The 23,216-nt window shown below is 70.9% G+C and carries 21 protein-coding genes and 1 pseudogene; 8 read left to right on the plus strand and 14 right to left on the minus strand.

Going from position 1 to position 23,216, the window contains the following annotated elements; translation table 11 throughout:
* Nucleotides 1-409: 409 nt before the first annotated feature.
* Together ACIPAE_RS06725 and ACIPAE_RS06730 are read right to left on the minus strand one after the other, a co-directional pair.
* A complete protein-coding gene (locus ACIPAE_RS06725; protein WP_402443342.1) occupies nucleotides 410-1,744 on the minus strand; it encodes a cytochrome P450 in 1,335 nt (444 codons plus the stop codon).
* Between the two features lie 560 nt (nucleotides 1,745-2,304).
* Nucleotides 2,305-2,709 (minus strand): ArsR/SmtB family transcription factor, encoded by a 405-nt coding sequence (locus tag ACIPAE_RS06730; protein ID WP_402443344.1) that lies wholly within the window; start codon nucleotides 2,707-2,709, stop codon nucleotides 2,305-2,307.
* A gap of 98 nt (nucleotides 2,710-2,807) precedes the next feature.
* On the opposite strand from ACIPAE_RS06730, the gene ACIPAE_RS06735 reads away from it, so the two are divergent.
* A complete protein-coding gene (locus ACIPAE_RS06735) occupies nucleotides 2,808-4,760 on the plus strand; it encodes a heavy metal translocating P-type ATPase (RefSeq protein WP_402443345.1) in 1,953 nt (650 codons plus the stop codon).
* A 432-nt stretch (nucleotides 4,761-5,192) separates the two neighbouring features.
* Here the strand turns inward: ACIPAE_RS06735 and ACIPAE_RS06740 are convergent, their stop codons facing one another.
* Entirely contained in the window at nucleotides 5,193-6,260 is a 1,068-nt protein-coding gene (locus tag ACIPAE_RS06740) for a hypothetical protein (RefSeq protein ID WP_366413965.1), read from the minus strand.
* Nucleotides 6,261-6,507: 247 nt separating this feature from the next.
* Between ACIPAE_RS06740 and ACIPAE_RS06745 the strand changes: the two genes are divergently transcribed.
* Entirely contained in the window at nucleotides 6,508-6,654 is a 147-nt protein-coding gene (locus ACIPAE_RS06745; RefSeq protein ID WP_366413951.1) for a hypothetical protein, read from the plus strand.
* Nucleotides 6,655-6,719: 65 nt separating this feature from the next.
* On the opposite strand, the gene ACIPAE_RS06750 is transcribed toward ACIPAE_RS06745, so the two are convergent.
* From ACIPAE_RS06750 to ACIPAE_RS06770, 5 genes and pseudogenes are all read right to left on the minus strand, one after another.
* The gene (locus ACIPAE_RS06750) at nucleotides 6,720-7,712 is read right to left on the minus strand and encodes an aldo/keto reductase (protein ID WP_402443347.1); all 993 of its coding nucleotides are present in this window, start codon (nucleotides 7,710-7,712) and stop codon (nucleotides 6,720-6,722) included.
* A 248-nt stretch (nucleotides 7,713-7,960) separates the two neighbouring features.
* Nucleotides 7,961-8,350 carry a hypothetical protein gene (locus tag ACIPAE_RS06755; RefSeq protein WP_402443349.1) on the minus strand — a complete coding sequence of 130 codons (390 nt, stop codon included), beginning with the start codon at nucleotides 8,348-8,350 and terminating at the stop codon, nucleotides 7,961-7,963.
* Between the two features lie 322 nt (nucleotides 8,351-8,672).
* Nucleotides 8,673-9,434, minus strand: a complete 762-nt coding sequence (locus ACIPAE_RS06760; protein ID WP_402443351.1) for a maleylpyruvate isomerase family mycothiol-dependent enzyme — start codon at nucleotides 9,432-9,434, stop codon at nucleotides 8,673-8,675.
* A gap of 52 nt (nucleotides 9,435-9,486) precedes the next feature.
* Entirely contained in the window at nucleotides 9,487-9,678 is a 192-nt protein-coding gene (locus ACIPAE_RS06765) for a copper homeostasis protein CutC (protein WP_402443935.1), read from the minus strand.
* Nucleotides 9,658-9,807: pseudogene (locus ACIPAE_RS06770) on the minus strand (IS3 family transposase); the annotation flags it as partial. The pseudogene ACIPAE_RS06770 and the gene ACIPAE_RS06765, both read right to left, overlap by 21 nt.
* 225 nt (nucleotides 9,808-10,032) lie before the next feature.
* Here ACIPAE_RS06770 and ACIPAE_RS06775 point away from each other — a divergent pair.
* The 4 genes from ACIPAE_RS06775 (at nucleotide 10,033) to ACIPAE_RS06790 (ending at nucleotide 12,449) form a co-directional block, all read left to right on the plus strand.
* On the plus strand, nucleotides 10,033-10,536 hold the full coding sequence (locus tag ACIPAE_RS06775; protein ID WP_329373568.1) for an N-acetyltransferase: 504 nt from the start codon (nucleotides 10,033-10,035) through the stop codon (nucleotides 10,534-10,536).
* 36 nt (nucleotides 10,537-10,572) lie between these two features.
* On the plus strand, nucleotides 10,573-11,034 hold the full coding sequence (locus ACIPAE_RS06780; protein WP_402443352.1) for a Ku protein: 462 nt from the start codon (nucleotides 10,573-10,575) through the stop codon (nucleotides 11,032-11,034).
* A gap of 501 nt (nucleotides 11,035-11,535) precedes the next feature.
* On the plus strand, nucleotides 11,536-11,925 hold the full coding sequence (locus ACIPAE_RS06785; RefSeq protein ID WP_329373564.1) for a hypothetical protein: 390 nt from the start codon (nucleotides 11,536-11,538) through the stop codon (nucleotides 11,923-11,925).
* A 143-nt stretch (nucleotides 11,926-12,068) separates the two neighbouring features.
* On the plus strand, nucleotides 12,069-12,449 hold the full coding sequence (locus tag ACIPAE_RS06790; protein ID WP_329373562.1) for a hypothetical protein: 381 nt from the start codon (nucleotides 12,069-12,071) through the stop codon (nucleotides 12,447-12,449).
* Between the two features lie 187 nt (nucleotides 12,450-12,636).
* Here the strand turns inward: ACIPAE_RS06790 and ACIPAE_RS06795 are convergent, their stop codons facing one another.
* The 5 genes from ACIPAE_RS06795 to ACIPAE_RS06815 all read right to left on the minus strand — a co-directional run bounded on the left by ACIPAE_RS06795 (nucleotide 12,637) and on the right by ACIPAE_RS06815 (nucleotide 19,960).
* The gene (locus tag ACIPAE_RS06795; RefSeq protein WP_402443355.1) at nucleotides 12,637-13,122 is read right to left on the minus strand and encodes a DoxX family protein; all 486 of its coding nucleotides are present in this window, start codon (nucleotides 13,120-13,122) and stop codon (nucleotides 12,637-12,639) included.
* Between the two features lie 891 nt (nucleotides 13,123-14,013).
* Entirely contained in the window at nucleotides 14,014-14,457 is a 444-nt protein-coding gene (locus ACIPAE_RS06800) for an RbsD/FucU domain-containing protein (protein ID WP_328459378.1), read from the minus strand.
* A 47-nt stretch (nucleotides 14,458-14,504) separates the two neighbouring features.
* On the minus strand, nucleotides 14,505-17,252 hold the full coding sequence (locus ACIPAE_RS06805; RefSeq protein ID WP_402443357.1) for a hypothetical protein: 2,748 nt from the start codon (nucleotides 17,250-17,252) through the stop codon (nucleotides 14,505-14,507).
* A gap of 57 nt (nucleotides 17,253-17,309) precedes the next feature.
* Nucleotides 17,310-18,893 carry a purine-cytosine permease family protein gene (locus tag ACIPAE_RS06810; protein WP_402443359.1) on the minus strand — a complete coding sequence of 528 codons (1,584 nt, stop codon included), beginning with the start codon at nucleotides 18,891-18,893 and terminating at the stop codon, nucleotides 17,310-17,312.
* 41 nt (nucleotides 18,894-18,934) lie between these two features.
* Nucleotides 18,935-19,960, minus strand: coding sequence for a PfkB family carbohydrate kinase (locus ACIPAE_RS06815; protein WP_402443360.1), 1,026 nt, complete (start codon nucleotides 19,958-19,960; stop codon nucleotides 18,935-18,937).
* A gap of 59 nt (nucleotides 19,961-20,019) precedes the next feature.
* On the opposite strand from ACIPAE_RS06815, the gene ACIPAE_RS06820 reads away from it, so the two are divergent.
* Entirely contained in the window at nucleotides 20,020-20,991 is a 972-nt protein-coding gene (locus ACIPAE_RS06820; protein ID WP_328459384.1) for a LacI family DNA-binding transcriptional regulator, read from the plus strand.
* Nucleotides 20,992-21,541: 550 nt separating this feature from the next.
* On the opposite strand, the gene ACIPAE_RS06825 is transcribed toward ACIPAE_RS06820, so the two are convergent.
* A complete protein-coding gene (locus ACIPAE_RS06825) occupies nucleotides 21,542-21,934 on the minus strand; it encodes a DUF5997 family protein (RefSeq protein ID WP_329373551.1) in 393 nt (130 codons plus the stop codon).
* A 59-nt stretch (nucleotides 21,935-21,993) separates the two neighbouring features.
* Between ACIPAE_RS06825 and ACIPAE_RS06830 the strand changes: the two genes are divergently transcribed.
* Nucleotides 21,994-22,851, plus strand: a complete 858-nt coding sequence (locus tag ACIPAE_RS06830) for a LysR family substrate-binding domain-containing protein (RefSeq protein ID WP_402443363.1) — start codon at nucleotides 21,994-21,996, stop codon at nucleotides 22,849-22,851.
* Nucleotides 22,852-23,216 lie beyond the last annotated feature (365 nt).

A 23,216-nucleotide genomic window follows, 5' to 3' on the forward strand; every position in this document is an offset into this window, starting at 1 on the left:
CCCGCGGAGCGGGTACCACAGCGCTGCGCGCTGTGCAAACGAACCACCGCGCTACGCGCGGATGACCGCGCTACGCGCGGTGGTTGACGCCTCGCTTCGCTCAGCGTGACCGCGCTTCGCGCGGTCTGTCCGGCTCCGCCGGACTGTCAATCCCTCTGCTTCGCTTCAGGATTGATGGTCCGTCACCGGTCCTGCTCCGCAGGGCCGGTGACGGACTGTAGGCCCGCGCTCCGCTTGGGCCTGGCGGTGCACTCCCTAGTAGTTGCGGCCGCAGTCGGGGCTCGAGCGGTGTGGGGTGGGCAACAGGCGAGCTGGCGAGAAAAGGGGCGGTGGGCGCCTCGATTTCCTTCGGTGCCAGCGCTTCCTCCGGAACGGGAGTGGGCGTATCCGCGAGCGCGGGCTGTGCCCCTCAACTGGTAGTGGATCGTGCACTGAGCCACACTCGAAATGATGCCGGGGAGAGGACAAGCCGGGCTGAGCACGTGACGGGGCCGCCGATCGGTGTCAGCTCCCACCGGCCCAGCAGGGATGCCAGGATCACGGTCGCTTCAGCCTCTCCGAACTCTTCCCCGATGCACTTGGTGGCGCCCGCGCCGAAAGGCAGGTACGAGCCGCGCGTGGCCGGCGGGCTCGCGAGCCAGCGGTCCGGCTCGAAGCGGGCGGCATCGTGGTAAAAGTCCTCCCGGCGGTGCAGGAGATAGGGGCTGATCAGCACCATACTGCCCGCTTCGAGCCGGTGGCCGCCCAGTGTGGTGTCGTGTGTGGCGGTCCGCAGCGTCAGCCAGCCCGGCGGGTATAGCCGCAGGGTCTCTTTCACGACTCGGCCGGTCAGCTCCAACTGCGGCAGATCCGCGGCGCCCGCCGCCCGCCCGCCGAGCACCGCGTCCACCTCCGCCCGCACCGCGGCGAGGACGTCCGGCCGGCCCGACAGTAAGTGGACGGCCCACACCACGGCCGATGACGTCGTCTCTCCGCCGGCCAGCAGCAGCACGGCAACCTGGTCGGAGAGCTCCTGGTACGACAGCGCGTGACCTTCCTCGTCGCGAGCAGCCAGCAATCGCGACATCAGGTCGTCCTGCCCGGCACCGAGTTCGCTGTAGCCCTCGATGAGCCGCCGGACTTGGGTCTGCCAGTGGTCGAGGGCCCGTGCGTAGCGGCGGTTGCCCGGCGTGGGCAGCCGGCCGATGCCGGGCAGTGCCGCCCGGGAGGTGAGGCCGCCGAGGAAGACGTCGAGGGCGCTCCGCAGCTCCCGTGTCTCCTGTCCGCCCAGCCTGGACGAGAACAGGGCGGTGAGTGCTACGCCAGTGGTCAGTTCGAACATGGCTTCGGTGAGGTCGAGTTCCTGGCCGTCCTGCCAGTCGGCGGTGGCCGCCGTCACCTGCTTGCGCATCACCTCGACATAGCCGCTCAAGTGTTCGTGCCGGAAGGCGGGTTGCATCACCAGTCGCTGCCGGCGGTGGTCGTGGTATCCAGCGGTGGCGAGGCCCGCGCCCATGGCCTGGCGCACTTTGTCGTAGACGGGGCCGGTGCGATCGAACCGCCGGAAGTCGGTCAACACCTCGTGAGCCACGTCCGGGTGACAGGCCACGAACGCCCGCCACGGCCCGAGTCGCACCCGCGCCAGATCCCCGTATGCCGGCAGCGACTCCAAGAATCCCAGCGGGTCCCGCCGTAGCCGCAGGAGGTGGCCGACCACCGGCCGTTTTCCTGGCACGCGCGTGAATTCCGTACCGCCATTGCCCACTGTCAGGCTCCGTTTCCGCTCGAGTCGCCCGGGGCTCATCCGTCCCCGGTCTCCCGGGGCGGCCTGGTCCTCTTCTGTCGGTTCCGGCGGCGACGGGATGCCGCTACCGGGATCGCTGCGACCGGAGCATAACCATGCCAGTAGGGGCAGTTGCGCCGCCGTCACCACGCGGTGGTGGCTCAGGGCGCGGTGGTGAGAGTCTCCGGTTGGGTGGTGGGGTGTGCGTGCGTCAAATATTGATGTGCGCTAGCCTCTGGAACCAGGTTCTGCACCCGGTGCATGTGCGGGTTTCCGCTTCGCCCCGGGATGGGGCGGCTCAGGGCAGTGGTGGTGGACATGGAACCGCTTCCGCATCAGATCGAGGCATCCGATGCGGCGGTGCGGAGACTCGAATCGCAGCCGGGGCAGGGAATTCCCGTGCAGGGGCTTCGGGCTCAGGTCATTGCGGCGACTGGTGAGAACTCTCGAATCTGAGACGGCGTCACTCACCATGAGATAACGCCCTCACGACAGCGTCCGCCCACCCGGTCTCCCACAACCGTTGAGGTGGCCGATCCGGGTCAGCTCGCTGTGGATGCCGGCGTGGTCCGCGGTTCATCGGCGAGCGCGGGGGTGTCGTTGACGCCCAGGCGGAGGTGTTCGACGTGGTAGAGGGCCTGGTCGAGGAGTTCGGCGACGTGGTTGTCGTAGAGGGCGTAGACGATGGAGCGGCCCTGGCGGGTGCCGGTGACCAGGCCGAGGTTGCGCAGCAGCCGGAGCTGGTGGGAGCACGCGGACTGCTCCATGTCGACCGCCGCCGCCAGTTCGGTGGCGGGCAGGGGGCCCTCGCGCAGGCGGGCGAGGATCAGCAGCCGCGACGGCGTGGCCAGGGCCTGGAGGGTGGCGGCGACTTTCGGTGCGTTCTGCGCGGTGAGCGCGGCCTGCGGCACAGCGCTGTCGGTCGGGGTGTTCGCTCCGTGGCCCATGGGAACCATTGTACGGAAATGAACGAATGAATGACTGTTCATGTTTTCCTGTACGGTGAAGGCGTCGGACAACTCTCCTGAGAAGGGCTTGCCTCGCCATGTCCACCACCGTGACCAAGCCCGCGCCGGCTACCTCCGCCGGTATGCCGCCGTGGCGGCGTACCCGGGTGATGGCGCTGCCGGAGGCCCGCTGGGCGCTGGCGGCGCTGGTGCTGTTCCTGGGTGCTCTGCCGCTGAACCTGCTGGGTGCCTCGGTGTGGTCGTGGGGTCCGCTGTTCGCCGCCGCCTATGTCTCCGGCGGCTGGGAACCTGGCTGGGCCGGGCTGAAGGCGCTGCGGGAGCGGACGCTGGACGTGGATCTGCTGATGGTGGTGGCCGCGATCGGCGCCGCGGCGATCGGCCAGGTGCTGGACGGGGCACTGCTGATCGTCATCTTCGCCACCTCCGGGGCACTGGAGGCGCTGGCGGCCGCCCGTACAGCGGACTCGGTGCGCGGCCTGCTCGATCTCGCGCCGGCGACCGCGACGCGGATCAGCGATGGGGAAGATGAGGAGACGGTGGCCGCCGACCGACTCACGGTCGGCGACACCATCCTGGTGCGGCCCGGGGAGCGGGTCGGCGCCGACGGCCGGGTCCTGGACGGAGCGAGCGAGGTGGACCAGGCCACCATCACCGGCGAACCGCTGCCCGTGGCCAAGAGGTACGGGGACGAAGTCTTCGCCGGTACCCTGAACGGCACCGGTGCGCTGCGCGTCAAGGTCGAACGCGACCCGTCGGACTCGGTGATCGCCCGGATCGTGAAGATGGTCGAGGAAGCCTCCGAGACCAAGGCGCCCACGCAGTTGTTCATCGAGAAGGTCGAGCAGCGCTACAGCCTGGGCATGGTCGCCGCCACCATCGCACTGTTCGCCCTGCCGCTGGCCCTGGGCGCCGCGTTGCAGCCGACGCTGCTGCGCGCGATGACGTTCATGATCGTCGCCTCGCCGTGCGCGGTGGTCCTGGCCACGATGCCGCCGCTGCTGTCCGCGATCGCCAACGCCGGACGCCACGGCGTGCTGGTGAAGTCCGCCGTCGTCATGGAGCAGCTCGGGCAGATCGACGCCGTTGCGCTGGACAAGACCGGCACCCTGACCGAGGGCGCCCCCCGCGTCACCGAGGTCCGCCCACTTCCCGGTTCGGACCTGGACGGCGACACGGTGCTGCGCCTGGCGGCAGCGGCGGAGCACCCCAGCGAGCACCCGCTGGCCCGCGCCGTCGTGGACGCCACCCGCACCCGCGGCCTGGACATCCCCGTAGCCATCGGCTTCACCTCCACCCCCGGAACCGGCGTCACCGCCACCGTCGAAGGCCGCACGGTTTCGGTGGGCAGTCCCGCCCGCCTGCTCGACACCGCGGAGAACAAGCCCGCAGCGGTAGCCGCCGCCGAGTTGGAGAGCGAGGGCCGAACCGCGGTCCTGGTGTTCGTCGACGGCATCCCGGCCGGAGTGCTGGGCATCGCCGACACGCTCCGCCCCGAGGCCGCCGCCACCGTCACCGCGCTGACCGCACTGACCGGGAGCAGCCCGATCCTGGTCACCGGCGACAACCCGCGCGCCGCCGCCCGCCTGGCCGCCGACGTCGGCATCACCGACGTCCGCGCCGGACTGCTGCCGCAGGACAAGGTCAGCGCCGTTCGGGAACTGCACGACGCAGGGCGGAAGGTGCTGGTGGTCGGGGACGGTGTCAACGACGCCCCGGCGCTCGCCACCGCCCACACCGGCATCGCGATGGGACGCGCCGGATCGGACCTGGCCCTGGAGACCGCCGACGCCGTCGTCGTCCGCGACGAACTGGGCACCATCCCCACCGTCGTGGGCCTGTCACGCGCCGCCCGCCGCCTGGTCGTGCAGAACCTGGTCATCGCCGCAGCGTTCGTCACCGGCCTGGTCGTCTGGGACCTGGCCGGCCACCTGCCGCTCCCGCTGGGTGTCGCCGGCCACGAGGGCTCCACCGTCATCGTCGGCCTCAACGGCCTGCGCCTGCTCGCCGACCGCGCCTGGCAGCGCGCCTGAGCTGTCTCTGGTCGACGTGCCGACCATGCCGAATGTTCGGGGTCCCCGCACTGCCGCCGGCAGCCGTGACCAGGCGCTTGACCACGGCCCGCAGTCGGTCGGCCGTGACCGCCGCGGCGTCGTCGGCGGGCCCCAGCCGGACGACGTCCAAAACCTGCGTCCACGAGGTGCGGTCCGGGGGAAGCGCGGCGACGAACGAGTACGTCCGGCCCGGCACCGCATGCTCCGATGAGCGGCCGTTGCGGCCGTGAACGAGGCAGAACAGCCGCTCCGGCGAGCCAGGCAGCATCCGAACGCGGCCACGGCGAGACGTCCACAGTGAGCGCGAGCCGGGCCGGGCAGGACGCCTTCTCCGGCGGGCATCGCTCAGCTGGAGAACGCGTACCGGCCCCTGTCGGCCGGCCACGGAGGGGCGTGTGACCGACCGACCGTTCACTGGATCAGGTCAGTGTGCGGATGCTCGGGGGATGCCGGGCAGACGTAGATCTGCATGTTGTCCGCGCTGCCCACTTCCACCTCTGTCGGCTGCGCGGGGTCCTGGCCCGCGTAGTGAGAGGCAGCCGCGGCGGCCCGGTCTTCCTGCGGCGCCCAGCTGGGGCCTTGGTCGCCGTCCCACTCCCAGGAGGCGATCGTCAGCAGTGGGACCATCTGCGCCTCGCACACAGCGCAGTAGCAACGGTACGGGTCGGTGCGGCCCCACGGGGGCCAGCCGCCGACCTTCCAGCCGGGTGCGTTGCCCAGGTGGGTGGAATAGAACTCGCGCGGATCGTCGGCGTAGGAGCTGTCGATGTCGGCCGGCTGCCACCTGTTCCAGTCATCCAGGATGAGCTGCAGCTCCGGGCTCAGGTCCAGGCTGTTGGGGTACTCGGTGATCTTTTCCGGTGCCAGTACGCATGGCTCCGGCACGTACCCCGGAAAGTCCGCCTCGTACGGTTCCGGTGGTGTGGCGAGTATGTCGCCGACCTCTGCGGCCGATCGCCAGAACAGTGCGGTCGAGGGTTTGTTGTCCGGTTCGTGCTCGTACGGGCACCAGAGAATCTGGAGCAGATCAGCCTGCCCGGGCGGCTGCAACAGCGGTATGTCACGCAGGAAGAGCTGAGCCACCGGCAGCATCGGGACCGGGCATTCGGCGGGCCCGGGAGGTCCGGCCTCGGCGCGTTCCGCGAGCCACGCGGCATTGCGCTCTTTGAGTGCCTCCTCCTCGGGCGTCAGCGTGGCAGCGGGGCCGTCAGGGCGCCACCGGTGTCGCAGGCGTCTTTGGAGCCGCACTTCGGTCGGCGACTTGCGGAATCCCGTGTCCACGTGCAGATGCGCGTCCTCGCAGTGAGGCCATGGCTCCTCGGCCGGCCACAGCAACGGCCCGCCGACCGAGCTGTCCCTGACCGAAGGCGATCCCGGGCGCGGATGCAGCCGCACCGCAGGCCGCGCCAGAGAAGCCAGTTCAGGAAAGACCGCGCTCACATCCACAGGCCGTGGCGGAGTAGTACGTATGAAAACCATGCCGTTGATCTTGTCACCAGCCACCGACAGTCCCCTGCCGTCTCGACCCGCGCCGGCGTTCGACTGGCTACAACGCTCACAGTCCCGTCCCGGTGACAACGGGCAAACCTACGGGGTCTCCGGGACTTTGAGGAACAGGTGGGAACCTGTTTTCAAGCCCAGCCCGTATTGATCTCCGCTTGGAGTGACGTGCGGTGATGGCTGTCAGGTCGCCGGGAGAGTTCGGGGCGGTGTAACGGGAAGGCCCTTGGGCGCGGACGGGTACCGGGCGCTGGTCTCCTACGGCGGGATCGCCCCGGGCTCCGGCAACCGGGGCGCGATCCTGGCTGTCGAGCACGACGGGCAACGCCTGCCCGACCCCGCCTGCCCGACCCCGGCTGGTCGTGACCGGTGAGGTCACCGGTGGCGCGACGTCCACGACGTCGTCGAGCCGGACGTCGTGCGCGTCGAGCCCACCGGCTAGCCCCGAGCGACCTCAGCGGTGTGTGCGGGGGTGTAGCGCTCGCCCATCACCTGGTCGCTCAGCGGGTCCAGCGCGGCCAGCGCCTCGGCGTCCAGGGTGAGTTCCAGCGCGGCCGCGTTCTGCTCCAGCCGGGCCGGGCTGCGGGTGCCCGGAATGGTCGCCACCGCCACCCCGAGCCGCTCGGCCTGGGCGTGCACCCACGCCAGCGCCACCTGGGCGGGTGTGGCACCCAGCCGGTCGGCCACCTCGCGCACGGTCTGCGCGATCTTCTCGTTGGCCTCGCCCGCCTCGCCGGCGAAGCGGGGGTTGGTGCGCCTGAAGTCCTTCTCGCCCAGCGCGGAGCGGTCCAGGGCGCCGGTGAGGAACCCCCGCCCCAGCGGCGAGTACGGCACCAGCCCGACCCCCAGCTCGGCCATCACCGGGGTGACCGCCTCGACGTCGCGGGTCCACAGCGAGTACTCGCTCTGCACCGCGGTGATCGGGTGCACCGCGTGCGCCCGGCGCAGCAGCTCGCCGTCGACCTCGGACAGGCCCAGATGGCGGACCTTGCCCGCCTCGACCAGCTCGGCCATCGCCCCGACGGTCTCCTCGATCTCCACGTCCTGGGGCGGGCGGTGGGCGTAGTACAGGTCGATCACCTCGACGCCCAGCCGCAGCAGCGAGGCGTCGCAGGCGCGCAGCACGTAGTCCCGGGCACCGCGGATGCGGCGAGCCCGGTCGCCGGCGCTGCGGTCGATGCCGAACTTGGTGGCGAGCTGCACCTGGTCCCGGCGGCCGTGGATGGCCCGGCCCACCAGCACCTCGTTGTGTCCGGTGCCGTAGGCGTCGGCGGTGTCCAGGAACGTGATGCCCAGCTCCAGGGCCCGGTCGATGGTGGCCAGGCCGCCGTCCCAGTCGGCGGCGCCGTAGCTCTCGCTCATCCCCATGCACCCCAGGCCCATCGCGCTGACGGTGAGACCGGGCGAGCCGAGCGTGGTTCGGGTGATCATGCGCGGATACTCCTCCTGCCCGGCGGACCGGGCGGTACCTTGAGGGCTGACGGACGCTTCCGACGCTAGGACTTGGAGCGCGCTCGAAGTCAAGCCGGAGGAGCGGCTCCCGCCGGCGGGTCAGGTCCCCTGGATGATCAGGTCCGTGGGATGCCTGCGGAGGGTGGGGGGCGGGCGGCGGGCGAAGCCACCGCGAGACGGTCAGGCGGCGGGCCGGCGGCCCTGGTTGTCGAGGTGGCGGCGGGCGGTCAGGCGTCAGGGTCGACTTCGGGGTGCGTGAACCGCACGGGCTTACCCAGCGAGCGGGCGTAGGCGATTTCGGCTCGGGTGCTGTCTCCGATGTAGGCGCCGACGACGAGCACCTCGTCAGCGAGCCGGATCTTCGCCCGGTGCAGCTCGTCGAGTCGAGCCTTCAGCGCCTCGGCCTCGACAGGATCGGACCAGAGTTCGTGCGGCGACTTCAAGTCACAGCCCGGTTTGACGACGATCTTTCCGGATTTGGTCTCCCGCAGGTCGGCCTCGTTCATCTCGGTCATGAAGCGGGTGGAGCCGCAGATCGCGACGATACGCGGGATGCTCAACAGCTTCTTCGCGTCGGCGAGCTTCTCCTCGGGGGTGAGCGGTTCCGGGTACGACACTGGTTCCTCCTGGTGGTGTCCTGAGTGCCCGGCCTCTCAGTTGCGCTTCCGTGTCGGGGCCGGGCGAGCCTGCCGGAAGCTGGTTGGCTCTTGAGGTGAACATCCTCTGGAGGGTGCCCCGTTGGGCGGCTTGGAGATCGCGCTTCGACCGGCGAGCACCGACCAGCGACCGGTGCCAGCGTTCAGGGGCGGGGTGGCCCTCCGCCAGGCCGCGCTGCTCCAGGCCCAGGAGTGTCGACCCCATCGCCCGCGGGGAGATCCCCTCGGCCCTGGCCGGGGAACGCGCCGTGGACGCCGCGGCACGACTCGCGGTATCGACTGGCTACTCCTCGGGCTCCCAGGCGATCAGCCGCTCGAACACCTGCTGGTCGCCGTCGATCTTCAGGTCGCTCAGCGTGAGGCGGCCCCAGACGAAGAGGAGCAGCTGCTCGGCCGTGCCCGTGGCCGAAGCGGACGCGGGTGCGGCGTCGTCCGTGAGGGGTGCGGGCCAGGCGCCGGTTCCGTCCAGAGCGAGGAGCCAGGAGCGGCCCTCGGTGGCGTGGTAGTGGACGGTGGCGGCCTGGTGCGGCCAGGCCGCCGGGGTGGAGTTGCAGGTGTCGAGAAACTCCGCCACGCCGTCGATCGCGACGTCCGCCGGCATCGGCTGCACGGCACCTGCGGCGAGTTGGGCGTCGTAGGTGTGCACCAGCACCTCGTGCACCCGGCGCCGGGCAACGCCCCAGGCATTCGCCGGTGACACGCCGGCGCTCCACCACGCCCAGCACTCGCGCTTCGGGCCGGCCTCGCGCAGCGCACTCAGCAGCAGCTCGTTCGACTCGGCGTACCAGGCCAGCAGCGCATCAAGCTCGCGCGGCGCCTCCGGGGCGTCCTTGGCCGGCGGAGCATCGGCCGGGCCCGCGGCGACGATCGCGGCCCACCAGCGCTGGCCCGTACCCAGGTGCTGCACCAGATCGAACAACGTCCACTCGGGGCAGGACGGCACCGGCGCGTCAAGGCTGGGCGCGGCGGCAACCGCACTCCGGAACGCGGCCGACCGCTCGTCGATCAGTTGCAGCAGGGCGGAATACTCAAGACTCTCTGTCACATCGCATACCTATCAACCCAGATCAGCCGGCCACACCCCATTTTCCATGCCGTCAACTGCGGGAGTTGCGAGCAGGAACACCCCGTTCCCGTCGGTCCTCCCCCGGGTCTGCGGGTCCGCGGCGCACGATACGGCGATACGGGGTCACTCCGCCCAGTTCCAGCGCCGAGCACAGCTCCACCCGGTCCGTCCCCGCCTTACAGGCGATCCGGGCGGCGCCGGCGAGGACGTTCTTCTGCAGCAGGTTGAAGAAGGACTCCATGGCAGCGTTGTCGCCTGCCGCCCCGACCCGCACTGTCGAGCCGACGATCCGGTGCCGGTCCAGCGCCCGGACGAACTTACGGGAACGAAATGGCGATCCGCGATCGTCGTGCGCGGGCGGTCCGCCTTCCTGGCGCTGCCACGCTGCGGTCACTCCAGGTTCCCCGTGACCAGGGGCAGCCTCAGCGGCCGTTGCCATACCGATCAAGGAGGCTGTCGATCGATCGGGGGGCTCGATCCGGTGATCGCGGGCGCTGCCCGGCTTGAGAGCGGGGCCTGGCGGTATACGGGGAAATCCAGGGGAGCGGACGGCCGCGCGCTGCTACGGTCGGGCGCTATGAGCTGGCTCCCCGATGACTTCGTCCATCCCGTCCTGGTACCGCTGCCGGGCAGCGGTCATCACCTGCGGCCGATCCGGGAGGCGGACACCCCGCTCGACTATCCGGCTGTGATGGGTTCGCGCGAGCGGCTGTGGACCATCTTCGGCCCAGCCTGGGGCTGGCCCGCGGCGACCATGACCTATGAGGCCGACCAGGCCGACCTGTTGCGGCACGAGAAGGAGATCGCCGCACACCAGTCCTTCAACTACGCGCTGCTCGACGCGGCGGAGACAGCTCTGCTCGGCTGCGTCTACATCGACCCACCGGAGAGGGTCGGCGCGGACGGCGAGATCTCCTGGTGGGTGGTGGACGAGCTGGTGGGCAGCAAGGTCGAGCAGGCCCTCGACGAGTTGGTGCCGCAGTGGATCGCCGCTGACTGGCCGTTCGAGCAGCCGCGCTTCCTCGGCCGAGAGATCCCCTGGTCGGACTGGCTCGCCCTGCCGGAGCACCCCGACGCGTAAGTAGCTTTGTCGTCATACTCCAGCTAGGGCCTGGCGTTGGATCGCGCCGCCCACCTGCCGCCGCCTCCGGTAGGCGCGTCGGCGGTCGCGGTCGCGGTCGTCGGCGCGGCGACGGCCTTGCCCGGCGTCTACTCGCCTTCGCCGAGCCCCGCGTCCCGCGTCCCGCTGCCCGCTCGCAAGGTCATCGACATCGTCGGCTTCGTCGACGCCGGCGATGTGGACCTGCTGCTGTACGGCTGCTACGCCGCCCCCGACGGCCCGGCCGCCATACGGCCGTACGCCCTGCTGGGCGAAGCCCTCGCACGCGCCGGCGCCTTCGGCGCGGCCAAGCCGGCGGTGCGCACCCGCGAGCGCCTGGCCGTGCCGCGGCCGCGGCGCGGTGTCCTGGTCATACAGGCGCTGCGGTGGTCACAGGAGATCCGCGACCCTGCCGACATCGCCTCCCCCGCCCCCGTCACCGACCGGGAACTCGGCCTGGCCGAGGCGCTGGTCGAGTAGCTGGCCAACGTCGACATCACCGAGCTTCACCATGACCACGGCGCCGCCCGAGCCGTAGCCGGGACGTCGACCTGATGCAGGCCGTCGAGGCGACCTGTGGCAACGAACGTAGTCGCCGGGTCCGTTCGGGTGAGGTGCCCCCACCGAGCACGGGCCGTCCGCCGCCGGCCCCGCCCCGGGGAACACCAACCCACCTCGATCGAGGGCGGCTTGGGCCTCGCGGGCGGCGGTCTTCTGGTCCGCGGGACCGGGTGCGCCGGCCGGTCTCTTCGGCTCTCTTCGGCGGCGGGCGGCGGGGATTTTCCGCACCGGGAAAGTCTCTTGTCCGACTTGTTCACCAGCAACCAGAGTGACCGGTGCTCGCGGAACCTCCGGCAGTTGCCGCGTCCCTCGGACGCGGAGGTGACGGCCGGCCGGCGTGTCCTGGCGAAGGCTGCGCCCGACCCCAGGCGGCCGGCCGGCCGTTGTCCGCGGGCATCCCTACTACCAGCGGAGACCCACATGTCACTGCTCGGCCTCAGGCGCTCGCGCGCGGCGATCGCCGTCACCGCTCTCGCCCTACCGGTGTCCCTCGGCCTGTTCACCTCGCCGGCTCACGCCGCGTCGGGCTGCTGGGACGCCGGTTTCAGGAACAGCGGATACGAGGCGTACTACTGCAACAACAAGGCGAACACGCCGCTGTGGAACAGCGAGTTCACGGCGGTCGTCGGCCACCTCACCACCACGACGTCGTGGTTCGCGTGCCGCATCGACTACGGGCCCTCCAACGGAGAAGGCAGTCCCCACCCCAACCGCTGGCTCTGGACCCTGGGCGACAACAGCAACGAGGCCTGGGGCTACGCCGACGACCGGAACATCTCCAGCGAGACGAACCCCGTACATGCCTGCTGACCGCCGACGCCCAGCGGGGCGGGCGCCCGGTCCCCCGTCAGGGCTACGCCGCCCGCGGCCCGGGCCGCTTCCGTAGCGAGCCGCATCAGAAGGCGAACCGACCGCATGGGAACGAAAACGAACCGATCAGAGGGAGACGAGACATGAGGGTCCGTAAGCGTGCACTGGCAACGATCGTCGGCTTGCTGATGGTCGCCGGGGGAACGACGTTGGCAATCGCGCCCACGGCCAGCGCCACGAACTGCAAGGGATCGTGGTCCCCCACCGCCAATGGGGAGGGGAAGGCCCTGATGAATGCGAACCGCAATCTGAAACTGGGTCCATACGGTGACTGCACCAACGCCTTGTCGGTGGATCACGTCGTGTTCTGGCTCTGGTGCTACTACGACAACACGGTCGGAAACGAGTGGTGGTACGGCCGCGTGAACGGAATCAACGCCATGGGCTGGTTCTCCGCCGACGATCTCCAGATCCAGGGCTACGACGACAACGGGGACGGCTACGTGGAGTATCAAGTCTGCTGAGGGGTCGGCCCCTGCTGATCTCCGGCGGGCATCGAACAAGGACGTGGCCGGCGAGGTGGGTTGGGCACCGCACGCGGTGGGCCGGATGGGCCGCCCGCGCTGCCGAACGCGGCGCCAGGGGACGGGATGGGCAAAGGTCCCGCCCGCCCCCTGGCGTATTTCCCGTCATATGATCGAGTTCAGCTGATCAGTTGTCGGCGCTCACGGGTACCGGCTCACCGGCGCCCTTCTCCTGCGGAAGGCCGGCTATCGGACGGGTGCCGGAGGTGAAGCGGCCGAGCAGGTTCTCCAGCGAGAAGGCGCCCGCGCCGAGGACGGCGATGAGCAGGAAAGCCCAGCAGAACATGGCCGCGGGCTCGCCGTGGTTCTGGATGGGCAGCAGAGCGTTGCGCTGGTGAACGTCGAAGTACGCGTACGCCATCGAGCCGGAGCACGCCAGCGCGGCAATCCTGGTGCCGAGGCCGAGCACCACCAGGACGCCGCCGACCAGTTCGATGGCGGAGGCCCACCAGCCCGGCCACGCGAAAGCGGCAGGGCCGGGGCCGCCGCCCTCCGGCCCGCCGAGCACACCGAACAGTGTCGCTACTCCGTGGCAGGCGAACAGCATCCCGACGACCATCCTGAATAAACCGATGACCACGGGACGCACCCGTTCCAGATCCAGCGGTTTCATGTGGCTCCTCATGTAAGGCATCCCCCGTTGGGGGACGGGAGTGGGGGGTTGCAGAGGACGCCGGAAGTTACCGGTGAGCGACCGCACCCGCGCAAGAACGCGTTTCCGGCCAGTTTTCGCGCGCCCGGCCCCCTAATCGGCCAGAAACCGCGGTGTGCTTGTCCCCCGGCGCTGCGCCGAGGACCGGGCGGTCGCGACCGGGAACCGTCGGTCGGAAGAGCGGCCATGTCCAAGGGAACACGGCGACACCGCCGCACCGGCCGGGTTCGGCCGCGCCGCTGGGACCCGGCAGGTCATCCGCGCGGGCCGGTCCGGTGTCCGCCACGCGTGAGGCGGTGCCGGATGAAGAGGCAGCTCTCCGGGCCGGCCGGGGTCGGCCGGCACCGCACGGACGGGTCCGATCGGGCCCCACCGGAACGATCGAAGAGCCGGTCCGCTTCGGCCCCGAGCGCGGTCCAGCCCGCATCGTGCACCGCCGCGACCGCCACGCCATCCCCGGCCTCACCCGCCCGCCACCACCGACCGGGCCCGCGCCATCCCCGAGCGCGACAACGCGACAACGCCCCACCCCGCGGGCCGTTGCGCAGCCCCGCCCGGGGATACTTCTGGGGTCACTCCTGGGGTCGTTTCCGGGGTTGGGGTCACTTCTGGGGTCGCTCCGGCCTCTCCCCCCGGCGCTGGGTGCTTCTGCGGCAGAGCCCGTTCGGCAAGGGCCCGGCGAACGCCGACCGCTCCTGCCGGACCTCCGCCCGGACGAAGCCGGACGCCGGGTCGTGGTGCACAGGGACGTACCGGCCCCGGTCGCGTCACCAGTCGTGAGGCAGCCCCCGCCCAGGGGGCGTCGGTGGTCTCCGGCTCCCGACGGGCGAGCGGCCGCCCGGAGGTCACGGGTCACTCCGGTGTGAACTCGGGAAGGACGCCCTTGGCGAGTACGAAGCAGCCGTACGGCCTGTCTTCACCGGTGATGACGACGGCGAATGCGGCGCGGGCCCGTTCGTAGAACGCCTGGCGCTCGAGTGCTTCGACCGCGACGGCCCGGCCCGCCGCCTCGTCGGCGACGGCGAGGAACTGTGTTTGCACCGCCGGCCGGCTGTCGGCGTCTCCGACCACCCGCATCCGCGCGATGGGTTCGGCGACGAACGTGTCGAGCGGCAGGAGCCCGAGTACGGCCCGGCCCGCTGAGACGACGTCGGCACCGTCGAGACGGATCACGCGGTCGTTCACGGAGTGAGCGGGGAAGTTCCGGTCGACGAGCGCGATCGTGTCCCCGTGGCCCATGCGGGCGAGCGCGAAGAGCAACTCCGGGGTGAGGAGCGGGTCGAGCCCCTTGAGCATGATGGGCAGCCTTCTGTCGTGGTACCGGTCGGTGGTCAGTGTTCGGGTCAGTGTTCGGTGTCGGGAAGCGGCGGCGCGGCCCGGTGGCGCAGCACGGGCGGAGCGAGCAGTCCGCACGGCTCGGGTGCGGCGCGTAGGCCGGTGCCGGCGTAGTAGCGGTTGGCTGCCGACGGGGTGAGCCGGATACGCAGTTCGTTCGAGCCTGCTCGCAGGTGGCCGGCGGGGATCGTGAAGCGGTAGGGCGACCAGGCGCGTTCAGCGACCCTCGTTCCGTTCACGGACAGGGCGGCCCCTCCGGCGACGGCCGGGAGCGTCAGTTCCACCTCGGTCGGCGTGTCGAGCGTGAACTGCCGTACGTAGTCGGCGGCGCCCGCGAACGTCGAAAGGCCCTGGCGTTCCCAGCCGCGGGTGACCGCGATCTCGCGGCGCGTGCCGGCCTGCTCGTGGGCGTCGTCCGGGATCTCCAGGAGCCATTCGGCCCCGAGCACCTGCGGCCCCGACCACTCAGCACGGCCCTGGTGTCCCGGCTCGTCGACGGCCGGCGTCGGGCCGCACCAGGGTTCCGCGTCGGAGCGCACGCGCAGCAGGCGCAGGGCATTCGGCTCCAGCCGCCATACGACGGTGCCCTCGGCGGACCCGAGGCCGCGCACCGTCCCGTCAGCGGGCATCCACTCCTCGAGTTGCCAGGTCCCTTCGGGCAGCACGAGTTCCATGGTCGCCTCGGCTTCGGCCCCGGGTTCGACGAAGCACGCGAACCTGAACACGCCGGGTGACTCCTGCCCGCCGCGCCGGCGCACCGCCGACCTGTCCGGTGTGCGCACCTCGGGCACGCTCCCGTCGTACGGGGCGAGTCCGTGCAGCACCTCGCTGCCGGGGACCGCGGCGAACACCTCCACGGCCGGGGCGAGTTCCGCCCAGTCCGCCGCGGCGGTCTGCGGTCCGTGCTGGTAGACGGTGGGCGTCGTGCCGCTGGCGAGCACCCGTATCCCCGCTTCGGCGATGCGGCGGACCTGGCGCAGCACCGCGGCGGAGCGCAGCGTGGTCACGGCGGGCAGCACGAGTGCCCGGTACCGCCTCTCGCCGAAGCGGACCGCGCCCTCTTCCACGACGGCGGCTTCGAGGTCGCGTTCGTCGATGAGGTGGAAGCCGACGCCGGCTTCGGTGAGCGCCCGCGCCCATTCGCCCGTCGCGGAGGCCTGCATGCCGAGCTGCCCCGCCGTCCACACCGTGCGCAACGGATAGAGGAGCGCTGCGTCGGCCCTGGGGGTCACCGGTTCCAGGAACTCGCTCAGACGGGCGCTTTCGAGCGCGAACCGCGGATGGTGATCGGCGAACCAGGGCTCGAAGTTGATCCCTGGTGGGAAGTCGAAGCGGGGATTGCTCAGCGATTCGTGGTCCGCGCCGTGACCGTGGGTCTGGTAGAACCCGTGGAAGATCATCTGCCGCATGCCTTGCAGATGGTGGTTGATCGCGGTGGTGCGCAGTTCCTGCAGGCTCAGCCCCCAGTGGCCCGACCACGGTGCGCCGCCTTGGGGCGGGGTCAGGAAGTACTGCTCGACCATCGTGCCGCTGCGGCCGTGGTGGCGGGCGACCGAGTCGCCGAACACCGGGCTGAGTTGCGTGAGGGCGTCCTGGGCGTCCACCGCCGTCAGGTCCCGGTATCCGTCCACGCCGAAGTGGTCGAGCCCGAAGTTCACGCGCAGGTCCCAGTCGGTGAACGCGGTGTCCAGCCGCCACCCGCCGACGTGCCCGAGCACCTCGTGTCCGGACTGGCGCAGACCGTGGGCGTGGCTCCAGGCACGGAGCCGGCCGAGGAAGGTCTCCATCGCGTAGGTGCTGAAGTGCTCGTAGAACTGGGCGCGAAGGGCCAGCCGCTCCGGATCGTCGCCTTCGAGTACCGCGGCGAGCACCTGAGGCGTGCGCTCGCCCCACCGTTCCCGGATCGAGGTGGCCAGACGTGCGTGGAACGGCATTGCCGAGCGCAGATCGCCGGTGCGCGCCTCCCAGTCGTAGTACACGGCATGCGGCTGGTCGAAGAACATGTAGGCGACGGTGCTGCCGAAGAACTCGCCCAGAGCGTCGGCGAACGGCTGGTAGCCGGCCTCGATGAAGCGGTCGACGGCGACCGGATCGACCGGGTTGACCAGCCGGGAGGTGGCGCACCGGGCCGAGACGAACACGATCACCTCGGCTCCGTCCGGCACGGGTCCGGTGAGGTGGACGCGGCACCCGTCGGCAGCGCCCTCCGTACGGTCGACGAGATCCGGCCGTTCGGAGACCTCGCCCCGCGGCGATGCCGTGACGAGCACGTACTCGGTCCGCCAGTCGGCCCAGGCGACCGCACCGCCCTCGTAGTGCCACCGCATCGCGGCCGGGCCCAGGTTCTCGGTCGCCGACCGGATCTTCCCGAGTGTCCCCCCGCTCTTTCCCGCGCCGATCCGCATCCAGAACAGGTGCCGCTCGCGCAGCTCGTCATGGCCGTCCACCGCGCGGCCCGCGGCGTGGCCGGTCTGCCAGTTGTAGTCGTCGTAGATGCCCACGATCATGCCGAGTTCCGCGGCTGTCTCGACGGCGCACCGGCAGGCGGCGAGGTAGTCCTCGTCCAGGTAGCCCGCGATCGGGTACGACAGGCGTGCCTGCACCTGGAAGCTGAGGATTCCGGCGTCGTGCATCTGCCGCACCTGGGCGCGGATCGTGTCCTTGTCGGGCAGGTGGTGCCAGAACCAGTAGGTGGCGGGAGAGTGCCACGGGTCGGGCTTCTGGAACCGCTCCAGTGCGGTCTGGCGTGCGGACACGGATGTCAGCTCCTCGGGTGGCGGCGGGGCGCTGTGGGCCCGCCGCCACCGGGTCGGTCAGTGTTCGGTCAGGTCGGCCGCGCCATGGCCGACGATGTCGCGGGAGGGCACCGCCGGCCCGGCGGTGCCGCGCGCGGCTCCGGAGTCGGAGTCGGTGTCGGTCGCGAGCGAGTGATCGGGCTTCGGGTCCAGGTGGAGCCCGAAGGTCAGCAACGCGTAGAGCCCCGCGCCGATCACCATGGCGATGACGATCCCGAGCCCGCTCGCGCCGAACACGCCGTCACGCGCACTCTGTGTGAGCAGGAATCCGGTGATCTTCGCGAAGTTCGGATCGGAACTGGTGACCAGGCCCAGGCCCAGGAAGGTGGCGACGACCAGGCTGGCGATCGCCGTCCATCGCCCGTTGCGCCCGCCATGGCCACGCGGGTTGGCCATGGCGGTGTTCCAGCCCAGCCGGCGCTGCCGGACGAAGTCGACGAGTTGGATCGCGCCCATGCTTCCCATCATCACGGCGATGAGCGACAGGAACGACTGGAAGGTCGCGAGGAACGAGGTGGAGACGAACTCCAGGTAGAACGCGCCGGCCGCGATGATCGTCGCGTTGATCGCGGTGGTGGCGGAGCGGCGCAGCGGAACGCCGACCGACATCAGCGCGAGACCCGAGCTGTACATGCCGGTGATGGCCGCCGAGACCAGCGAGATGACGATCACGATGGAGAACGGGACGAAGAACCACATCGGCAGCAGCGCGGTCAGGGCCCCGATGGGATCGGCGGCGGCGGCGTTGCCGAGTTTCGGGTCCCCGCCGACCAGCAGCGCCCCGACGACGAGCATGATGACAACCGGCGTGGCCAGTCCGGCGACCGTCCATCCGATCACCCCGCGTGCCCTGCTCTTGCGCGGAAGATAGCGGGCGAAGTCGCCGCCGTAGTTCAGGAAGCCCAGGCCGACGAGCGTCATCGCCATGATGATGCCGCCGACGAACTCCAGCGCGCCGCCCGCGTGGGCCTCGCCGAGGTGCGACCACTCGATCTCGGGCAGCACGAACCCGAGGAACGCGAGGGTCATGACACCGGTCACCCACGAGATCCACACTTCGAGCTTCATGATCAGCTGGTGTCCGAGCACGGCGACCGTCATGGTCACCGCGAGCACGATCACGAACCACAGCGCCAGTGCGGGGGTGGTGCTCGAACCGTCGGACTTCGCGAACGCCGACGGCCACAGCTTCGCGAACAGATGAGCGCCGGTGTCGGACGCGAGGGTGATGATCGTCACCTTCCAGCCCATATTGGACAGGTAGGCGAAGAACGCGGGAATCCTGTTGCCCTTGATGCCGAAGGCGAAGCGTGTCTGCGTGAGCGTGGGCAGTCCCGTGCGGGGCCCGCCGACCGCGAGGATGCCGACGAGGGCGGCCGAGACGAGATACCCGATGGTTCCCGCGACGATCGTCTGCCAGACGTTCAGGCCGAGGCCGAAGACGAAGATTCCGTAGCTGACGCCGAGGATCGATATGTTCCAGGCGAACCACACGGGGAACAGGCCGCGGGGCTTCCCGCGGCGTTCGGAGTCGGGGACGGGGTTGACGCCGTTCGCCTCGACGGTGGTACCTCGTCGTCCCTGCTGAGCGACATTGCTCATGGACGTGCCTTTCGGTGGAGCTGCGCGGGCGCAGGGGTGGATCAGTTTCGGGACATCGCCGGTTCGCCGGCCATGAGCGCGTCGACGCTCTCCGCGCTCAACGCGGCCCCGCGGGCGCCGGGTGCGGTCACGGCGAGCGCGGCCGCGGCACATGCGCGCTCGGCCGCCGCGCCGAGGTCCTGACCTGCGGCGAGACCGGCGGCGAGCGCGCCGAGGAATGCGTCACCGGCGCCGACCGTGTCGATGGCGTCGACGCGGAACGCGGGCACGTGGGTGATGGCGCCCCGCTCGGAGACGACGGCGCCGCCGCGGCCGAGTGTGACGACGCAGTCGCCGAGGGCGCCGCGGTCGAGGATAGCGGCGACCGCTTCGGGGGTGGGCGGGGTCGGGCCGAGGCCAAGCAGGTCGGTGAGTTCCCCGGCGTTGAGCACGAGGACGTCGACGAGCGCCAGCAGCTCGCGGTCGAGCACGCGCGCAGGCGACGGATTGAGCAGCACACGCGCCCGGCCGGCATAGGCGCGAACGGTGGCCTCGACCACCGGGGCGGGCACTTCGTGGTTGGTCACCACCACGGCCGGCGGCTTCGTGCTCGTCGCGAGAGCGCGGACGTGCTCGGCTCGCAGCAGGTCGTTGGCACCCGCGTCGACGACGATGCAGTTGTCGTTCGGGCCGACCAGCAGGACCGCGGCCCCCGTCACGGTCTCCTCGTGCCGGAGGACCGGAGCGAGATCGACGCCCGCGGCGGCGAGGTCGGCCAGGGCGGGACCGGCGTCGCGCCCGACGCTCGCGAGCAGGGCCACCTGCGCGCCGAGACGGCGGGCGGCGAGCGCCTGGTTCGCGCCCTTCCCGCCTCCGGCCTGGAAACTCCCGCTCGCGCGGACCGTCTCGCCCTCGCGCGGCAGGCGCTCGAGCCGGTAGCCGAGGTCGAGGTTGACGGAACCGACGACCAGCACTTCCCCACTGCCCGCCGAGCGGCCATCCGCCCGGCGCTCTGGTGGGGTATGCGGTAGATTCTCCTCTGGGAAATGCATTTCCAAAGGTAAACACGGAGCGCTCTCCCCCGTCAACAGTCACTGGCTGTGACCTCCCTGCTAGCATCGACCAGCCGGAACCGGAGGGATCAGGAATGGGCGCACGGGTGAGCTTGAAGGACGTGGCTGCCCGCGCTGAGGTGTCGGTCACGACCGCGAGCCGGGTGCTCTCGGGCGTACAGCGCAACGTCGACCCGGAGCTCGCCGAACGCGTGCGCGTCGCGTGCGAGGTGCTGGGCTACAAGGTCAACGCGGCGGCCCGGGCGCTGCGGGTCCAGTCCATGGATGCCATCGCCCTGGTGGTGCCGGCCGTCGCGAACGCGTACTTCGCCGAGCTGGTCTCGGCCTACTCACGCCGTCTCGGCCACCTGGGCAAGCGTCTGGTGACCATCGACACCGACGAGAGCCCGGAGATCGAACAGCGCCAGCTCGCCGGCATGGACCGCGTGCTCGTCGACGCGGTGCTCATCGTGCCCGCGGCCTACGAGCGCAGCGGCGCGGCGATAGCCGAACTCTCCCGCTCCGGCCGGGTCGTGCAGGTCGACCGCCGTGCGCGCGGCGTCGAGGCGCCGTCGGTGCGGCTCGACAACACCGCGGGGGTGCGCATACTCGTCGACCATCTGCGCTCGCGTGGGCGCCACCGCATTCTGATGGTCGACGCCCAGGAGGACTCGTCCTCCAGCATCGAGCGCACCTCGGCGTTCCGCGCACTGGCGGGACCGGGAGACCGGGTGCTGGAGATGCCGAGTTTCACGGTCGCGAGCGGCATCGAGGCGGCCAAGCGTCTGCTCGCGGACCCCCATGAGCCCGACGCGATCATCTGCACGGCCGACGTGGTCGCGCTCGGACTGCTCACAGCGCTCCAGCACGCGGGCAAGCGCGTGCCTGACGACTACGCGATCGCGACCTTCGACGGAACCTTCGTCTCCGCGACGGCCGCACCGGGGTTGACCACGCTCGGCTCCGTCGCCGAAGGCATGGTCGAGGCATCCCTCACGCTCCTCGAAGGCGGCGGGGGCGACGTCGTGTTGACGCCGGAACTCGTGATACGCGGCTCGAGCGGCTGAGCCGCGAGCCGCTGAGAGCGCGATGGCGCTCCGCAGCCGGGCGTCGGGGCCCTCGAAACATCCGCCGAGACCCTGTGCGCAGGGCAGGTCCAGGACGGCGACGGAACTCGCGTCGCAGCGGGGCCGGCGCACCTGGGGCCCGGGCGTCAGCACGGCATCGACCGGCAGAGCGTGGCCTCACCGTGTGAGGCGAGCGCTGGCGGGCCGCCACGAGGCGCCGGAGGCCGAACTAGATGCCGTGCGGGCGGCCCGAGCCCGGTGCCCGCGGTACGGGTCACGGCCGGCGACAGCTCGCGTGGGCCCGGGTGCGGGCCCGCACCCGGGTGGGGGCCCGTGCCCGGCCGGTCACCTGGCGGCGGGCGGCGCGCCGGTCGCGGTCCTGCGCCATCCCCACCCGGCCGGCGCCGCGGGAGTCGAGGACGACGTCGCCGCCGTTCCCCGTCAGACGCAGGGGCGGACCCGCTGCCGGACGAGCGCTACGACCAGCGCCCGCGCGGACAACAGGTGGGTGCCGGAACTGGCCGGCTGGGGTGGCGAGGGCGGTGCCGGTTCAGCGGGTACGGGCGGCGCGCTCCGCGTTCTTCTCCTTGATCCGCACCGCTTCCTTGCGGAACTCGGCCTGCACGGCGCGCTCCTGGACCAGCCACTCCGGCTGGTCCTGCTTCAGCGCCTCGATCTCCTCGGTGGTGAGTGCCTCGGTGACGCCGCCACGCGCGAGGCCCGTGATGGACACGCCGAGCTTCGACGCGACCACCGGCCGAGGGTGCGGTCCGTTGCGCCGTAGTTCCACCAGCCACTCGGGGGGCTCGGCCTGGAGTGCGCTCAGCTCGGTGCGGGAGACGACACCCTCCTGGAACTCGGGGGGTGTGGCCTGGAGGTACACACCCAGTTTCTTCGCCGCTGTCGCGGGCTTCATGGTCTGGGTGGTCTGCTGCGACGTCATGCCGTCAAGGGTAACGAGCGCGCGTGCCGCCTCCGACCACCAACGGATAACCTTCTGTGGTGACAGGTTCGGAAGTGCCCCCTCCTTCGTTTTCGTTCCGGCTCGCCTACGTTCCGGGCGTGACGCCGACCAAGTGGACGCGGATCTGGAACGAGCGCCTGCCGGAGATCCCGCTCACCTTGGTGCCGGTGAGCGCCGCGGAGGCGTTCGGCGTGCTGCGGGACGGCGGCGAGTCCGGCGCGGACGCCGGATTCGTACGGCTGCCGGTCGACGGGCCGGACCTCAGCGCGATCCCCCTCTACACGGAGACAACGGTGGTCGTCGTCCCCAAGGACCACCTCGTGGCGGCGGTCGACGAGGTGACCTTGGACGACCTCGCCGACGAGGTCGTACTGAACCCTCTGGACTCCACCCTTGCCTGGGAGACCCTGCCGGGACAGCCCGCGAAGGAGCGCCCCGCCACCACCGTGGACGCCGTGGAACTGGTCGCGGCAGGCGTGGGCCTGCTGGTCGTCCCCCAGTCCCTGGCCCGGTTGCACCACCGCAGGGACCTCACCTACCGGCCGGTCCTGGACGCCCCCGAGTCCCGAGTCGCCCTGTCCTGGCCGCAGGAGGAGACCACCGACCTGGTGGAACACCTCATCGGCATCGTGCGGGGGCGCACCGTCAACAGCACCCGCGGTCGCCCGCTTCCGGCCCGGAACGCACAGGGCAGGCAGGGCACGCAGGGCACGGACAAGGGCACGGACAAGGGCAAGGGCAAGCGCCCCGACAAGGCGGCGGAAGGGCGCCGCAAGCCCGCGCGCGGCGGGTCGGGTTCCGGTTCCGGGTCCGGGTCCGGTTCCGGAGCGAAGCCCACCGGCAAGAGCGGCAGTACGGGCGGCGCCAGGCGCGGTAAACCCCGCCGCCGTCCGTAGCCCGTCCAGGTGCCCGGCCCCCGTCCCCCGTACGTCGGCGACGACACGTACCGGACCGCCCTCCCCTCTTCCCAGACGGACGGGGCTCTGCCTCGATGTCGATTTGCGGGACGGCAATCAGGGGCGTGGCAGGTCACCGGCTCTCCCGGGCTCTCCGGAGCATGACCGGCCGCACCAGGAGCTACGTCGTGCAGTTGCCGAGGGCCTCGCGTACGTGCAGCTGACGAAATCGGGGCCGGCCCGGGGGCCCGTGGAGATCCGCGAGGAACAGCAGCAGTTTCGAACAGGCCGTGGGCGCGCATCGGGGCGGCGGTGGTTGTCACATGCGCGGACCGGGCGGTGTCTTCATGCCGAACAGCCCCACA

Source organism: Streptomyces sp. NPDC087270, from assembly GCF_044744625.1.
GTDB lineage: Bacteria > Actinomycetota > Actinomycetes > Streptomycetales > Streptomycetaceae > Actinacidiphila.

Coding starts and splice junctions, on each gene's coding strand:
- ACIPAE_RS06730 (WP_402443344.1), bottom strand. CDS start 2,709: ATGGGCCACGGAGCGAACACCCCGACCGACAGCGCTGTGCCGCAGGCC.
- ACIPAE_RS06735 (WP_402443345.1), top strand. CDS start 2,808: ATGTCCACCACCGTGACCAAGCCCGCGCCGGCTACCTCCGCCGGTATG.
- ACIPAE_RS06740 (WP_366413965.1), bottom strand. CDS start 6,260: ATGGTTTTCATACGTACTACTCCGCCACGGCCTGTGGATGTGAGCGCG.
- ACIPAE_RS06750 (WP_402443347.1), bottom strand. CDS start 7,712: ATGATCACCCGAACCACGCTCGGCTCGCCCGGTCTCACCGTCAGCGCG.
- ACIPAE_RS06775 (WP_329373568.1), top strand. CDS start 10,033: ATGAGCTGGCTCCCCGATGACTTCGTCCATCCCGTCCTGGTACCGCTG.
- ACIPAE_RS06785 (WP_329373564.1), top strand. CDS start 11,536: ATGTCACTGCTCGGCCTCAGGCGCTCGCGCGCGGCGATCGCCGTCACC.
- ACIPAE_RS06790 (WP_329373562.1), top strand. CDS start 12,069: ATGAGGGTCCGTAAGCGTGCACTGGCAACGATCGTCGGCTTGCTGATG.
- ACIPAE_RS06795 (WP_402443355.1), bottom strand. CDS start 13,122: ATGAAACCGCTGGATCTGGAACGGGTGCGTCCCGTGGTCATCGGTTTA.
- ACIPAE_RS06800 (WP_328459378.1), bottom strand. CDS start 14,457: ATGCTCAAGGGGCTCGACCCGCTCCTCACCCCGGAGTTGCTCTTCGCG.
- ACIPAE_RS06810 (WP_402443359.1), bottom strand. CDS start 18,893: ATGAGCAATGTCGCTCAGCAGGGACGACGAGGTACCACCGTCGAGGCG.
- ACIPAE_RS06820 (WP_328459384.1), top strand. CDS start 20,020: ATGGGCGCACGGGTGAGCTTGAAGGACGTGGCTGCCCGCGCTGAGGTG.
- ACIPAE_RS06825 (WP_329373551.1), bottom strand. CDS start 21,934: ATGACGTCGCAGCAGACCACCCAGACCATGAAGCCCGCGACAGCGGCG.